The sequence below is a fragment of the Pseudoduganella sp. GCM10020061 genome (assembly GCF_042683405.1).
Taxonomy (GTDB): domain Bacteria; phylum Pseudomonadota; class Gammaproteobacteria; order Burkholderiales; family Burkholderiaceae_D; genus Telluria.
In genome coordinates this window covers 504,402-518,081 of the sequence record NZ_JBHUJS010000003.1, presented here as the reverse complement: position 1 = coordinate 518,081, position 13,680 = coordinate 504,402, and the positions used below count along the sequence as shown (strand labels likewise).

At 64.8% G+C, this 13,680-nt stretch carries 12 protein-coding genes; 9 read left to right on the top strand and 3 right to left on the bottom strand.

The features are described 5' to 3' along the window. Positions 1-44: 44 nt before the first annotated feature. Positions 45-1,673 (bottom strand): serine hydrolase, encoded by a 1,629-nt coding sequence (locus ACFSQR_RS09675; RefSeq protein WP_377729547.1) that lies wholly within the window; start codon positions 1,671-1,673, stop codon positions 45-47. Positions 1,674-2,114: 441 nt separating this feature from the next. On the opposite strand from ACFSQR_RS09675, the gene ACFSQR_RS09670 reads away from it, so the two are divergent. Then, positions 2,115-4,079, top strand: a complete 1,965-nt coding sequence (locus tag ACFSQR_RS09670) for an AAA family ATPase (protein ID WP_377729546.1) — start codon at positions 2,115-2,117, stop codon at positions 4,077-4,079. A 162-nt stretch (positions 4,080-4,241) separates the two neighbouring features. Then, positions 4,242-4,568, top strand: a complete 327-nt coding sequence (locus ACFSQR_RS09665) for a hypothetical protein (RefSeq protein WP_377729545.1) — start codon at positions 4,242-4,244, stop codon at positions 4,566-4,568. A gap of 18 nt (positions 4,569-4,586) precedes the next feature. Here ACFSQR_RS09665 and ACFSQR_RS09660 read toward each other — a convergent pair whose 3' ends face one another. Beyond that, the gene (locus ACFSQR_RS09660) at positions 4,587-6,725 is read right to left on the bottom strand and encodes a TonB-dependent receptor (protein WP_377729544.1); all 2,139 of its coding nucleotides are present in this window, start codon (positions 6,723-6,725) and stop codon (positions 4,587-4,589) included. A gap of 234 nt (positions 6,726-6,959) precedes the next feature. Between ACFSQR_RS09660 and ACFSQR_RS09655 the strand changes: the two genes are divergently transcribed. From ACFSQR_RS09655 to ACFSQR_RS09625, 7 genes are all read left to right on the top strand, one after another. Next, a complete protein-coding gene (locus tag ACFSQR_RS09655; protein WP_377729543.1) occupies positions 6,960-8,144 on the top strand; it encodes a lipid-transfer protein in 1,185 nt (394 codons plus the stop codon). Between the two features lie 11 nt (positions 8,145-8,155). Beyond that, positions 8,156-9,301: an acyl-CoA dehydrogenase family protein gene (locus ACFSQR_RS09650; RefSeq protein ID WP_377729542.1), complete on the top strand. Its 1,146-nt coding sequence runs from the start codon at positions 8,156-8,158 to the stop codon at positions 9,299-9,301. A gap of 8 nt (positions 9,302-9,309) precedes the next feature. Next, positions 9,310-10,470 (top strand): CaiB/BaiF CoA transferase family protein, encoded by a 1,161-nt coding sequence (locus ACFSQR_RS09645; RefSeq protein WP_377729541.1) that lies wholly within the window; start codon positions 9,310-9,312, stop codon positions 10,468-10,470. Between the two features lie 122 nt (positions 10,471-10,592). Beyond that, positions 10,593-11,201 carry a glycoside hydrolase family 19 protein gene (locus ACFSQR_RS09640; RefSeq protein WP_377729540.1) on the top strand — a complete coding sequence of 203 codons (609 nt, stop codon included), beginning with the start codon at positions 10,593-10,595 and terminating at the stop codon, positions 11,199-11,201. An 84-nt stretch (positions 11,202-11,285) separates the two neighbouring features. Next, positions 11,286-12,071 carry a hypothetical protein gene (locus tag ACFSQR_RS09635; protein ID WP_377729539.1) on the top strand — a complete coding sequence of 262 codons (786 nt, stop codon included), beginning with the start codon at positions 11,286-11,288 and terminating at the stop codon, positions 12,069-12,071. A gap of 142 nt (positions 12,072-12,213) precedes the next feature. Beyond that, positions 12,214-12,687: a YciI family protein gene (locus ACFSQR_RS09630; RefSeq protein WP_377729538.1), complete on the top strand. Its 474-nt coding sequence runs from the start codon at positions 12,214-12,216 to the stop codon at positions 12,685-12,687. A 97-nt stretch (positions 12,688-12,784) separates the two neighbouring features. After that, positions 12,785-13,111: a hypothetical protein gene (locus ACFSQR_RS09625; RefSeq protein WP_377729537.1), complete on the top strand. Its 327-nt coding sequence runs from the start codon at positions 12,785-12,787 to the stop codon at positions 13,109-13,111. Between the two features lie 21 nt (positions 13,112-13,132). Here the strand turns inward: ACFSQR_RS09625 and ACFSQR_RS09620 are convergent, their stop codons facing one another. Beyond that, the gene (locus ACFSQR_RS09620; protein ID WP_377729536.1) at positions 13,133-13,672 is read right to left on the bottom strand and encodes a cytochrome b; all 540 of its coding nucleotides are present in this window, start codon (positions 13,670-13,672) and stop codon (positions 13,133-13,135) included. Between the last annotated feature and the right edge of the window lie 8 nt (positions 13,673-13,680).

Here is a 13,680-nt window from a genome sequence, read left to right as displayed (position 1 = left end):
GCAGAATGCCATCGCCGGTTTCTCTACAAAAGTCACCAGGCGGCTCAACGCTCCGACACGAAGAAGCCGCTGATCACCTGGCCGTCCTCGCGCGCGCTCAGTCCATAGACTTTCAACGCGGGATTGCGTTTGAAGCGCAGCTCGAGGCCGCGCTCGGTATTGAAGAATTCATCTTCGGCGGCGGGCGTCAGCGTGAACCGCTCCTGGCCCCATTGCACATGCAGCTGGCGGTCTTTCACGCTGAAGATGGCCATGATTCCGCCGTCCACCCGGAAGCGACCGGCGTACTCCCTGAGCGTCCTGAGCGGCAGTGAGACGCTGGCGCGTTGTTCGTTCGGGAGCTTCTTCGCTATCCGGTCTTCCAGCTCGGGATGGCGCAAAATCAGCGCGTGGACCGTTCCAGCGGCATCCCGCTGGAAAACCAATTCCTTGTCCGAGCCAACTGTGCCGAAGCGGTCCTCGCCAATCGCGAAAACCAGGCCTTTTCCCTGGCCTGTGGTGTGCTCGATCAGGCCTCCTCCCCGTGACGGGCGCAAGGTGACGATGACGCCGGGCGTGAGTTCATAGCGGCCGGCGTAGGCAGCAAGCGCCGCCGGGGACTGCCGCAACAGGACCCGTTCCGGCTTCCCTCCAGGGACGAGCGCATTCAGCCCCACCTCTTCCATCGCGGCCGCCGTGTTAGTGAGGATGACGACACCGCGGCGGCCATCCAGCGTGAATCCCGCGAAGCTTCCATATCCGCCGGTCCTGCCTTCGTGCCACGCGATGCGCGCGCCTCGCAGTGTCGCCAGCTTCCATGCCAGTCCGCTCTGCGTGCCGACGGCGTCGACCGCGCGCCGTGGCTGCACGGTCATGGCATAGGGCGAGCCTTTTTCCGCACGCATCATGGCGCTGAGATAGCGGAGCATGTCAGGCACGGTCGAGCTGATCGCGCTCGTGCCCGCCATCGCATCCATGGTCCAGTTGGGAGAGACCTGGCCGGAGGGCATAAAACCGGGCATGACGCGGTCCCGCAGCGCGGGCGCCAGCGCCAAGCCGGTGGAGTCCATGCCCAGCGGCCCCGTGATGCGGTCGCGCACCAGTTGCGGGAACGGCAGCTTCGCCTGCGCGGCAAGCGCCGATCCCAGCAGCCCGTACCCCAGGTGCGAATATTCGTACACGGCGCCCGGCTTGCGGGTCAGCTGATGTCCGGCCAGGAAGGCGCGCATTCCGGACAGCTGATAATCGGAATACGGATCGAGCGGCCGTTCCAGCGGCATGTTGCCGGGTTGCCGTGGCAGGCCCGACGCGTGCGTGGCCAGGTCCAGCAGCGTGATCGGGGCGCCCTGGTAGGAAGGAATGCTGTAGCCGGGCAGGAGGGTAGCGACGGGCTGCTCCAGGCGCACGCTGCCCGTTTTGGCCGCCTGCGCCAGCAGCAGCGCGGTAAAGGTCTTCGAGACGTCCCCGATCTCGAACACGGAATGCTCATCCGGAAGCGTGGCGCTGCTTTTGCGGAACACGTGGATCGATGTTTCGCCGCCTTCCACGAGGCCGACTACCACACTGGCAAGCCCGCCGGTATCGACGCGGCTTTGCAGCGATTCGCGGATATTCTGGTCAAGCTGTGGCGCGGCGACGGCGGCAGAGGCGAGCAGGCTGGCGGCCAGGAACGGCGCTGCGTGTCTTGGAATCACTGAGGGCTCCACGGAGATGTCAGGCCTGCAATAGTAGCACCCCGACTGTCAACGGCCGCGACGGTGGCAGCCAGGCTGCAGCGTGCGGAAGAGGTAACAAATTGTGCGACACCGTACGCGAATTTTCTGCGTCCGGTATCATGTTCCCTGTCGTCAAAACAGCGCGATACTCGATAGAAATTGGCAGTTTCCCATCATATGTTTGCTAAGCATAAAGCCCGTCGTTGCAGGCTTTCTAATGTTTTGTGGTGCGGGAAAACTTTTTCACACATTCGTATACACGCAGCTTTTTTTTGACGGTATAGTGCCCATATCCCTCTTGCCTTGGGGCATTAGGTCGATATCAGATTTCGTATGCCCGGCCGCACATCCCGTGTGCAAAAAGTTAAGCGCCGCGCTATCCCCAAGCCGACGATTACGCCTGAGAGATAAAGATTACGTATGCCGACTTTTGCCAAACTTCAGATCGCCCTCAAGAACGTGTATGTGCGCGCAGCTGTGGTGCTGCTTGCCGCACTCGCGATCGGGGTGCTGGTCTACAAGAACCACGTCCCGCAAGCCGACAACCCCATCGTGTATTCGCAGGACATCTCCGAGATCACCTTGCTGGCGACGCAAAAGGACAAGCTGGAATACCTGATGGTGGCCAAGCCGCTGTCGGAGTCGCCGCGCTACATCTACAAGTACAAGGGCGCGCCGGAGCTGCACGTGGTGAAAGTGCCAAGCACCTCGCACCTGTCGCTGGAGCGCGAGGTCCTGCTGCGCAACGCGATCCCGTACTCGATCGCCAAGGACGACTACCTTGAATCGCACAAGGCGGTGCTGCAGGACGGCACCGAGACCACGGCCAAGGCGGCACTGTCGTTCCTCAAGCGCTATGCATTCGAGATCTTCCTGATCACCCTGATCCTGTACGTGCTGAAGTTCGGCGTGCCGGGCATGGGCATGAGCGCCAACGTGATTTCGCCGGACAAGCTGAAAGGCTCGATGGACGACCTGATCGGCATGGACGACATCAAGACCGAAGTGCTGCACCTGGAAGACATGATCCGCAACCGTGCGCTGTACAAGTCGCACAACATCGACAAGCCGTTCAACGTGATGCTGTCCGGTCCTGCCGGTACCGGCAAGACCAAGCTGGTGGGCTACCTGGCCAAGCGCCTGAACATGCCGCTGATTTCGGCGTCCGGCTCGGCGCTCGAATCGGGCTACGTCGGCGGCGGCTCCAAGGCGCTCAACGCGCTGTACCGCAAGGCCTGCGCCAAGGGCAATTGCATCATCTTCCTGGACGAAGCGCAGACGCTGTTCGTGCCGCGCGGCCGCGGCGAGAAGAAATGGGAAGACGACACCGCCAACACGCTGCTTGGCCTGCTGGACGGCGTCAAGAGCGACAAGGGCCAGGGCGTGATCTGGGTGGTCGCGTCGAACTTCGACGATGCCAACAGCGAGATGGACGAAGCGATGCTGCGCCGCTTCTCGGTGAAGATCAACTTCCGCCTGCCGAACAAGAGCGAGCGCGCGGAGCTGATCAAGAGCTTCCTGTCGCGCAAGGAGAAGGGCATCGTCGACTGGGACGACCTGGACCTGAACCAGGTGGCCGAGATCACGGCGAACCTCAGCCCGGCGCTGCTGGAAACCGTGGTCGAGCGCGCGAGCATGATCTCGATCCAGGACAAGCTGGTGATCAACACCGACGTGATGTTCCGCGCCTACGAGCGCGCCACGATCGGCCTGACCGACCGCGCCACCTCGGCCGACAAGGAGAAGCAGCGCGAGCGCGTGGCGCTGCACGAGTTGGGCCATTTCTTCATGCAGATCGACCCGTACCTGCGCGAAGGCCTGTCGCTGGAAGAGGTGAAGGAGAAGTCGCACCTGCTGAAGATCTCGACCGAATCGGTCTCGAAGATCGGCGCGCTGGGTTATGTGCTGCAGTCGGGCGACGACGCGTCGCTCAAGACGCTGGAAGAGCTGGAGCGCGACGTGATCGGCCTGTACGGCGGCGTGGCGACCGAAGAGCTGTTCTATGGTGCGCGCGGCATCTCGGTGGGCAGCCAGAACGACATCGAAAAGGCGACCAAGATGCTGAACCTGATGGTCAACCGCCTGTCGATGTACTCGCGTTCGAAGATCGACTACTCGCAGCTCAAGAGCGAGGCGGCCGGCGACAGCACGCTGCGCCAGGTGGAAGAGAAGGCCGATGAGCTGTACAGCTACACGCTGTCCGCGATCCGCGACTACAAGGGCGTGATCGAGTCGCTCAAGGACACGCTGCTGGAACGCTATGTGCTGTCGAAGGACGCCGTGTTCGAACTGCTGGCAGAGCGGCGCGAGCTGCTGGCGGCGGCGAGCTGCCCGATCCGCCGCGCGCAGCTGACGCTGTGCGAGAACACCGCCGGCGCCGCATAAGGCAGAACGGGGCAAGGAAAAACGCACGCGATGAAGCGTGCGTTTTTTTTGCCTGGTAAATCGGTAGGTGCGTGAGCGGCGTGCGGCTTACCTGTCCTGCGCGCGCACCGGTAGTGAAAATCGGTAAGATGTACTCGGCAGTACAACGTCGAGGAGTGCGAAATGAGCCACAGTCACGCCACAGGATTCTCCACCATCGCCGGCGAATGCGGACGCGAGGCCGAGGCGCTGCCGGCGCGGGACCTGTTCACGGTCGCCGTCTATCTTGATCCCACCCAGGCGCACATCATGCAGGGCTGCCTGGCCGCGTCGGGCATCCCGGCAGCCATCGCCGACGACCAGCTGGTGCAGACCAATACCTTATGGACTGCCGCTGTCGGCGGCGTGCGCATCCTCGTCCCCCACAACTACATCGACGAAGCGAAAGCCGTGATTGCCGCCTTCGAGCGCGGCGAGTTTGCGCTGCCGGACGGCGACGTCCCCGAGTGACGCCGCAGCCCGGTCATCTTAGAAATTGCCGGTCAGGCCGAGACGCGCCGCGCGCGGCGAACCCGGCGTGATGTTGTCGTTGCTGTGGGCGGACGCGTAGTACTTCCTGTCGAATGCATTTTCCACGTTCAGCTGCAGGCGCAGCGCGTCGCTGACCTTGTAGTACAGCGCAGCGTCAACGCGCGTGAATGCGGGCAGGCTGGTCGTATTGCTGGTCGAGGCGAAGATGTCGCCGCGGTACACCACGCCCAGCGCCGCGCCGAAGGCCGGCGTGAAATCGTACCGGTTCCACAGCGAGAGCGAATGTTCCGGCACCTGCGCCAGGCGCGCACCGGCCTTCGCCGTCGCCGACTGGCTGGTGGTGATCGTCGCGTCCTGGTACGCATAGCCGCCCATCACGCTCCATGCGCGCGTGACATTGCCGCTGATGCCCAGTTCGAGGCCTTTGGAGCGCTGGCCGTCGACCAGGATCGAGCGGGTGGCGTCGGCCGGATCGGTAATCACCACGTTGCTGCGATCGAGCCGGTACACCGCTGCGGTCAGCGCGAGGTTCGGCGCGGCATCCCACTTGACGCCGAATTCGACATTCCTGAATTCCTCCGGATCGAAGGCCTTGTTGGTGGCGGTCAGGGACGACAGCTGCTCGCCTGCGCGCGGCACGTAAGCCACGCTGTAGCTGCCGTAGAGCGACACCGTTGGCAGCGGCTTGTACACCAGGCCAGCGCGCGGCGACACCGGGGTGTCGGTCTGCTCGATCGTGGCGCCGGTACGGTTGTTGAGGAAGTCGACCTTGAAGCGGTCATAGCGCAGGCCGAGCACCGCCAGCCACTGCGGGCTCAGTTCGATCTGGTCCTGCAGGTACACGGATGCCACCGTGGCCTTGCCGTGGTTGTCGGCGTCCGTTGCCGATGGCTTGAACGTGACAGGCTGCGTCGGCACCGGGTTCGACACCGGTACGCTGGCCGACGTAACGGTCGGCCCCAGGCCGAGGAAGTAGCCGGTGAGGCGCTTGTTGTCCGACTCCTGGCTGCCCAGCTCCACGCCGGCCAGCAGCGTGTGCCTGACCTTCCCGGTCTGGAGGTCGAACGTCAGGTCGGTCTGGTTGAAGAAGTTCTTGCGCTGCGTGGCATTGCTGTACGCGGAGATCGACACCATCGTGCCCGCGCCATTCACCGCGCCCGGGAAGATATTCTGGTAGAACTTGTCGTAGTCGGCGTGGCGGGTCCGGTTGCGCAGGGAGACGCCGTTGCCGAAATCATGCTCGACCAACGCGCTGAAAGCGTCGACGTCGGCCCAGGTCGGGCTGCCCTCGGCGCTGCCGAAGAAGGTCGACACATCGGTGTCGACCGGCCTGTTCTGGAACGATGGAATGCCACGGTCGGCCACGCGCTCGTCCTTGAAATGCTCGTAGCCGATGACCGCGCTGGTGCGCTCGCCGATGCGGAAGGCGAGCGTCGGGTTGATGCCGAAGCGGCGGATGCCGACCTGGTCGCGATAGCTGCCGGAGTCCTCGGCCAGCGCGTTGACGCGGAACGCGACGTCTTCGTTAATGGCGTCGCCCACGTCGACGGTCGCCCGGCGGTTGCGGTAGGACCCGAGCGTCACGGACGCCTGCCCGATATGGCGCCATTGCGGGGTCTTGGTGACGCGGTTGATCACGCCGCCCGAGCCGCCGCGGCCGAAGATCATCGCATTCGATCCCTTCAGCGCTTCCAGGCTGTCGATGTTGTAGAAGTCGCGGTAGTACTGCACGTCGTCGCGCATGCCGTCGACATAGAAGTCGGACGTGGAGCTATTGCCCCGGAAGACGGCAGTGTCGCGGTTCCCTTCGCCTTGCGCCGGCACGATGCCCGGGACGTAGCGGATGGCGTCGGAGATGCTCAGCATCGCCTGGTCTTCGATGAGTTCCTTCGTGATCACCGTGACCGACTGCGGCGTATCGAGCAGGGGAGTGTCGGTCCTGGTGGCCGTGGTGGTCGCTTTCACGCCATAGGTGCCTTCCGCGGTTCCGACAATGCGTACTTCCTGCGGGACGTCGTCCGCAAACGCCAGTGGCGCGGCGCCGGCGGGCAATGCCAGCAGCATGATGCGGAGGGCGGAAACCAGTGGGCGGGGTTGGAAGCGGCCTGCGGGGCGGCGTGGTTGCGAGCTGAACATGAAGACCTTTCAGTTTGAAGACAAACGATAATGAGAATGATTCGCATTATGACATGAAATTGCGGAGCTGACATCCCTTTATTGACGTGTGTCGCTTCGCCGGTGGCGGGGCGCCGCTTGGAACGCCCCGCCGGGACAAGAAGAGTTCCTCTAATTAATTGCCAAAATGGCCCCAGGCGCCAGCCTATAATCGGACGCAGGGCCGCACCGGCCGGGTCATCGCGGAGGAAAGCAATGGGCAGCAAAGTCTTTGTCAGCGGCGTCGGGATGATCCCGTTCGCCAAGCCGGGCGCCAGCGCGCCGTACGACGAGATGGGCTCGATCGCCGCCCGCGCGGCGCTGGACGATGCCGGCATCGGCTATGACGACGTGCAGCAGGCCTACTGCGGCTATGTGTACGGCGACTCCACCAGCGGCCAGAAGGCGCTGTACAAGGTGGGCATGACCGGCATCCCGGTCTTCAACGTCAACAACAACTGCTCCACCGGTTCCACCGCGCTGTTCCTCGCCCGCCAGGCCGTGGAAAGCGGCGCGGCCGACTGCGTGCTGGTGCTCGGCTTCGAGCAGATGAGCCCCGGCGCGCTTGCCTCCGTGTTCACCGACCGTCCGAGCCCGTTCGACCCGTTCGACGAGGTCACCGACCGCCTGGTCGGCATGCCCGGGATCCCGCTGGCGCTGCGCTACTTCGGCGGCGCGGGATTGGCACACATGGAAAAGTACGGCACCCCGCTGGAAGCGTTCGCAAAGGTGCGCGCCAAGGCCAGCCGCCATGCGGTGAACAATCCGCTGGCGCTGTTCCGCAAGGAGGTCAGCACGGAAGACGTGATGAACGCGCCCACGATCTGGCCGGGCGTGATGACGCGCCTGATGGCATGCCCGCCCACCTGCGGCGCGGCCGCCGCGGTACTGGTGTCCGAAGCATTCGCGCGCAAGCACAAGCTGCGCGCCGACGTGGTCATCGCTGGCCAGGCCATGACCACCGACCGCCCCGGCACCTTCGACTCGAACGACATGATGCGGGTGGTCGGCTACGACATGAGCCGCGCCGCCGCGCAGCAGGTCTACGAGCAGACCGGCATCGGTCCGCAGGACCTGGACGTGGTTGAGCTCCATGACTGCTTTGCGCACAATGAGCTGATCACCTATGAAGCGCTGGGCCTGTGCCCGGAAGGCGGCGCCGACAAGTTCATCACCGAAGGCGGCAACACCTATGGCGGCACGGTCGTCACCAATCCTTCCGGCGGGCTGCTGTCGAAAGGCCATCCGCTCGGCGCCACCGGCCTTGCGCAGTGCTACGAGCTGACGCACCAGCTGCGCGGCAGCGCGGACGCGCGCCAGGTGGCAGGCGCGCGCACCGCGCTCCAGCACAACCTGGGGCTGGGCGGCGCCTGTGTCGTGACGATGTACCAGTCGGTGTAAGGAGCCGCGCAATGCAAACCGCGTCCCCATGGATGAATGAGGAGCTGCACGGCTTCCGCACCGCGGTACGGCGCTTCATCGACGCAGAAATCGTGCCGCACCAGGAGCGCTGGCGCGAGCAGCAGCACGTCGACCGCGCGCTTTGGAACAAGGCAGGCGAGATGGGCATGCTGCTGGCCGATATCCCGGACGAATATGGCGGATCGGGCGGCAGCTTCGCGCACCAGGCCATCGTGTTCGAGGAACTGAGCGATGCGGGCGACACGGCGTTCGGCATCCACGTGCATGCGATCGTCGCGCACTACATCCTTAACCAGGGCACGGAGGAGCAGAAGCGCCACTACCTGCCCAAGCTGGCAAGCGGCGAGATGGTCGCGGCGATTGCGATGTCCGAACCGGGCGCCGGCTCCGACCTCAAAGGCGTGCGCACCACTGCGCGCCTGTCTGGCGACCATTACGTCGTCGACGGCTCGAAGACCTTCATCTCCAACGGCTACCTGGCCGACCTGATCCTGGTCGTCGCCAAGACCGATCCGGCCGCGGGCGGCAAGGGCATTTCGCTGCTGCTGCTGGAAACGAAGAATTGCGGCGGTGGTTTCCGCGTCGGCCGAATCCTGGAAAAAGTCGGACAGAAAGGGCAGGACACCTGCGAGCTGTTCTTCGACGGCGCCCGCGTGCCGCGCGAGAACCTGCTGGGCGGCGTGGAAGGAAAGGGCTTTGCGCAGCTGATGCAGGAGCTGCCGTACGAGCGCACCATCCTCGGCGTGTGCGGCGTCGCCTCCATCGAGCGAGCCCTGCGCCTGACGCTGGAACACACGCGCGAACGCAAGGTGTTCGGGCAGCCGCTGATCGAACTGCAGAACACCCGCTTCGTGCTCGCCGAGATCAAGACCGAGGCCACCATTGCGCGCATCTTCATCGACCGCTGCGTCGAAGACATGCTGGCGGGCCGCATGGATACCGTGCAGGCCTCCATGGCCAAGTACTGGATCTCCGACCTGCAGTGCAAGGTGGTGGACCAGTGCGTGCAGCTGTTCGGCGGCTACGGCTACATGCTCGAGTATCCGATCGCGCAGATGTACGTTGACGCGCGCGTGCAGCGCATCTACGGTGGCGCGAACGAGATCATGAAAGAGATCATCGCGCGTTCACTCTAGGAGTTGGCATGGCGGGTCCGCTGGCGGGAATCAGGGTCGTGGAAATGGTGGGTATCGGCCCGTGCCCGTTCGCGGCCATGATGCTTGCGGATATGGGCGCGCACGTGATCCGCATCGACCGCCAGGCCACACCCGGCGCGCCTAACCCGTTTCCCATCCTTGGCACGAAGTTCGATGTCATGGCGCGCAGCCGTGACACGCTGGCGCTGGACCTCAAGCAGGAGGGCGCGCGCGAACTGGTGCTCGAACTCGTGGCCGGCGCCGACATCCTGGTCGAAGGTTTCAGGCCGGGCGTGATGGAGCGGCTCGGCCTTGGCCCCGATGTGTGCCTCGGCCGCAATCCGCGCCTGGTGTATGGCCGCGTCACCGGATGGGGCCAGGAAGGTCCGCTGTCGCAGGCGGCCGGCCACGATATCAACTACATCGCGCTGAGCGGGATGCTGGCGGCGATGGGCCGTCCCGGCACGCCCCCCGATCCGCCCCTGAACCTGCTGGGGGACTTCGGCGGAGGCGGGATGATGCTCGCATTCGGCGTCGTCTGCGCCGCGCTCGAAGCAAAGGCGTCCGGCAAAGGCCAGGTGGTCGATGCCGCGATGGTCGATGGCGCCGCCACGCTGGGCGCCATGGTGTACGGCATGCGCGCGGCCGGCGCCTGGAGCCGCGAGCGTGGCGCCAACATGCTCGACGGCGGCGCGCACTTCTACGGCACCTACGCCTGCGCAGACGGCAAATTTGTCGCCATCGGCGCGATCGAACCGCAGTTCTACCGGCGCCTGCTGGAAGCGGCCGGCATCGACGATCCCGCCTTCGCGCGGCAGAACGATCCGGTCATGTGGCCGGCGCTGCGCGACAAGCTGGCGGCGCTGATGCGCCAGCGCACGCGCGATGAGTGGTGCGCGCTGCTGGAAGGATCGGACGCCTGCTTCGCGCCGGTGCTCGACATCGACGAGGCGCCGCAGCATGCGCACAACCACGCGCGCGGCACCTACGTCGATATCGATGGGGTCGTGCAGCCTGCGCCCGCGCCGCGCTTCAGCCGCACTGCCGCGGACATGCCCAGGGCTGCCGGGAATCCGGCCAGTCCCGCCGACGTGCTGCGCGCCTGGGGCCTGTCCGGCGAGCGCATCGACGCTTTCGCCGGGCGCGGAGTCATCGCGCCGCGAAGGTGAGCGTCAAACGCGACGGATCGCAAGAAACGCTGCGTCCATTCCGCAAATTGTTTAGATAAATCAACGGCGACGGGGGTCGCAAGCCTAAGCTCAGGATGTGCCAGCCAACGATGGAGGCCATCATGTGGTTCCACCACCAGAGCTTCTTCCTCGCCTACGAAGAGCGTTTCGGGCCGCTCGCCGCGCCCAAGCGCAGCGGCCTCGACGTCCTGCTCGGCTATATCCAGCTCGATCCCGCCATCGACGACATCCGCATCGCCGCGTACATGCTGGCCACCGTCAAGCATGAGTGCGCGGACGTGTGGATGCCGGTCGCCGAGTACGGCAACGACGGCTACTTCTTCAAGTACGAGCCGAACACGCCGCTGGGTGCGAGGCTCGGCAACGTGGTGCCGGGCGACGGCAAGCGCTACAAGGGGCGCGGCTACGTGCAGATCACCGGGCGCACCAACTACTACAACCTCGGCCGCCGGCTCGGGCTGGGCGACGGCCTGCTCGATGAGCCCGACCGCGCGCTCGATCCGCTGACGGCCTACCGCATCATGTCGATCGGGATGCGCGAAGGGCTGTTCACCGGGCGGCGGCTCGGCACCTTCATCAACCCCGACGAGACGGACTACCTGGAGGCGCGCCGCGTCATCAACGGCACCGACCAGGCCGCGACCATTGCCGGCTTTGCGCTGGGACTGGAGCAGGCGCTGTACATCGCGCAGGACGACCGTCCCGAGTAAGCCTTCCGCTCCGGCGCCCCCAGGGTAACCGCCAGTCGCTGACGCTGTTATGATTTGGTAACACAATCATAACGGGGGTGGGAGATGCGCTTTCTTGGACTGATGCTGTTCGCCTTGATCCTGGGCGGGTGCGACAAATACGCGATGGTCGAGAAGCTCGCGCCTGCCGAAGTGCAGGCGGAGGCGAAAAGCCATATCGCCAAGCTGCGCAGCCGCGACTTCGCTGCGCTGGAAGCGGAGCTGGACGATTCGCTGAAGGGCAAGGCGCTGGGCCGGAAGACGCTTGCGCAAATGGCCGATGCGATCCCGCCCGGTGAGCCGGATTCGGTCCACCTGGTGCAGTACCAGAGGCGGATGCAGAACGGCGTGACCAGCGACGGCTCGCTGTTCGAATACATCATCGGCGGCAAATCGATCGTCGTGACGGTGTCGGTGGATGAGCGCGACGGCGTCCGCAAGATCGTCGGCCTCTATGTCCATCCGCAGCAGGTCCCGCTGGAAGAACAGGGCGGACTCACGATCGAAGGCGCCGGCGCGCTCCAGTGGACGGTCCTCGCCGCCACCGTTGCGGCCTTCCTGGTGTCGTTGGTCGCGCTGGTCAAGTGCGTGCGCACCAAGGGGCTGCGCAGGAAATGGCTCTGGATCATTGCCATCCTCGTCGGCGTGGGCAAGATCAGCCTCAATTGGCACACGGGCCAGCTGGACGTGTCGCCCGTCGCGTTCCAGATCCTGAGCGCGAGCTATTTCTTCCACCTGGCCGGACCGACCATCCTGGCGTTCTCGCTTCCGCTGGGGGCGCTGGTGTTCCTGTCGCGCTACCGCAAGAATTCGCCAATCCATGCGGCGGCCGCCAGCCCCGACCGGGCCTGAGCCGGGTTCCGGTGTCAGGGCGGTTGGCGGAATCGGCCATGAATGGGCCGATTCCGCCACACTCGGCTGCGCGGGGCGCGTTGTTGTGCCGACATCGGCCTGCTACACTCGACGTCCATACCAACCCTCTCCGGAGAATCCTATGTGGCAGAAGTCGGCCCTCGCTGTCTGCATGTCCCTGTCCTGTGCAATGGCGTCCGCTGCGGCGCAAACCCCGCCCGCCGCAGCGCCTGCCGCCGCGTATGACGCCGAACTGGCAAAGTCGCTCGGCGGCGACGAGCGCGGCATGCGCCAGTACGTGCTGGTGATCCTCAAGACCGGCCCGAACAAGGTGGCGGACAAGGACGCCCGCGCGCAGATGTTCAAGGGCCACTTCGCCAACATGGAGCGGCTGGCGGGGGAGAAGAAGCTGGTGCTGGCCGGGCCGCTGGATGGTGTCGAAGGGCGCCGTGGCATCTTCGTCTTCAACACGCCGGATATCGAGACGGCCAAAACCTGGGTCGCGACCGACCCGGTGATCATCAATGGCGAGATGGTGGCCGAATATCACAAGTTCTATGGTTCTGCCGCCGTGATGGCGGTGAACGACATCCACAACAAGATCCAGAAGAAGTAGGCCAGGGCGGACGGCTTCACGCCGGGTGCATCGTGCCTTCACATTGCAGCGCTACAGTGAGCGCACTGACACACTACTCACTGCAAGGAGAACAACAATGGCAACCATGAACGGCGACCGTGAACTCAACGTGAAACCACCCCTCGGCAGGAGCATCCTGACGGTTTTCCTTGTCACGGGGCTGCTCCTGCTCATCCCGCTGGTCGCGATGCAGTTCAACACGGAAGTCAACTGGGACGAAACCGACTTCATCGTCATGGGCATCCTGCTGTCGACCATCGGCCTGCTGTACGTGGCCGGGTCGCGCATGGTGAAGACCACGGGGCAGCGGATTGCGGTCGGCGTGGTGCTGTTCCTGGTGTTCTTCTTCACCTGGGCGGAACTGGCGGTCGGCGTGTTCGGCACGCCCTGGGCCGGCTCCTGACGCTCCCGTTGTGGCGACGCGCTAGCGCCAGCGCGGCAGGATCCTGCGCAGCGTGTCGTCGTGCATGACGTAGTGGTGGAACAGCGCCGCCGCCGCATGCAGTCCGATCAGGATATATCCGATCGTGGCGCCGATTTCATGGAGCTCTTCGAGCCAGTCTTCCAGCGATTCGCTCACGCCGGTGAGTGGCGGCAGGCCGAACGGAATAGGCTCGCCCTCGGCGCTCAGGATCCCCCAGCCCAGCAAGGGCATGCCGAGCATGAACAGGTACAGCGCTATATGCACGACCGTGGCGGCGCGGTGTTGCCACAGCGACGGCGCGGGCGTGATGGCCGGCACCGGGCTGGCCAGGCGCACCGCCAGGCGCAGCGCCAACAGCGCCAGTACGGACAGGCCGAGCATGTAGTGCCAGGTCTCCATCGCTTCGCGGGCGGCGCTTCCTTCCCCAGCGAGGTCTTCCAGTTCCATGGTCGCGTACACTGCTGCCAGCAGCAGCAACATCAACCAGTGCAGCCCGGCAGACAACCAGCCGTACTGCGACGCGCTGTTTCGCCATTGCATACCACCTC

Bases quoted from the DNA above. Each gene is read 5' to 3' on its own strand.
- ACFSQR_RS09670 (WP_377729546.1), top strand. From the start codon at position 2,115: ATGCCGACTTTTGCCAAACTTCAGATCGCCCTCAAGAACGTGTATGTG.
- ACFSQR_RS09660 (WP_377729544.1), bottom strand. From the start codon at position 6,725: ATGTTCAGCTCGCAACCACGCCGCCCCGCAGGCCGCTTCCAACCCCGC.
- ACFSQR_RS09640 (WP_377729540.1), top strand. From the start codon at position 10,593: ATGTGGTTCCACCACCAGAGCTTCTTCCTCGCCTACGAAGAGCGTTTC.
- ACFSQR_RS09625 (WP_377729537.1), top strand. From the start codon at position 12,785: ATGGCAACCATGAACGGCGACCGTGAACTCAACGTGAAACCACCCCTC.
- ACFSQR_RS09665 (WP_377729545.1), top strand. From the start codon at position 4,242: ATGAGCCACAGTCACGCCACAGGATTCTCCACCATCGCCGGCGAATGC.
- ACFSQR_RS09630 (WP_377729538.1), top strand. From the start codon at position 12,214: ATGTGGCAGAAGTCGGCCCTCGCTGTCTGCATGTCCCTGTCCTGTGCA.
- ACFSQR_RS09650 (WP_377729542.1), top strand. From the start codon at position 8,156: ATGCAAACCGCGTCCCCATGGATGAATGAGGAGCTGCACGGCTTCCGC.
- ACFSQR_RS09635 (WP_377729539.1), top strand. From the start codon at position 11,286: ATGCGCTTTCTTGGACTGATGCTGTTCGCCTTGATCCTGGGCGGGTGC.
- ACFSQR_RS09620 (WP_377729536.1), bottom strand. From the start codon at position 13,672: ATGCAATGGCGAAACAGCGCGTCGCAGTACGGCTGGTTGTCTGCCGGG.
- ACFSQR_RS09655 (WP_377729543.1), top strand. From the start codon at position 6,960: ATGGGCAGCAAAGTCTTTGTCAGCGGCGTCGGGATGATCCCGTTCGCC.
- ACFSQR_RS09645 (WP_377729541.1), top strand. From the start codon at position 9,310: ATGGCGGGTCCGCTGGCGGGAATCAGGGTCGTGGAAATGGTGGGTATC.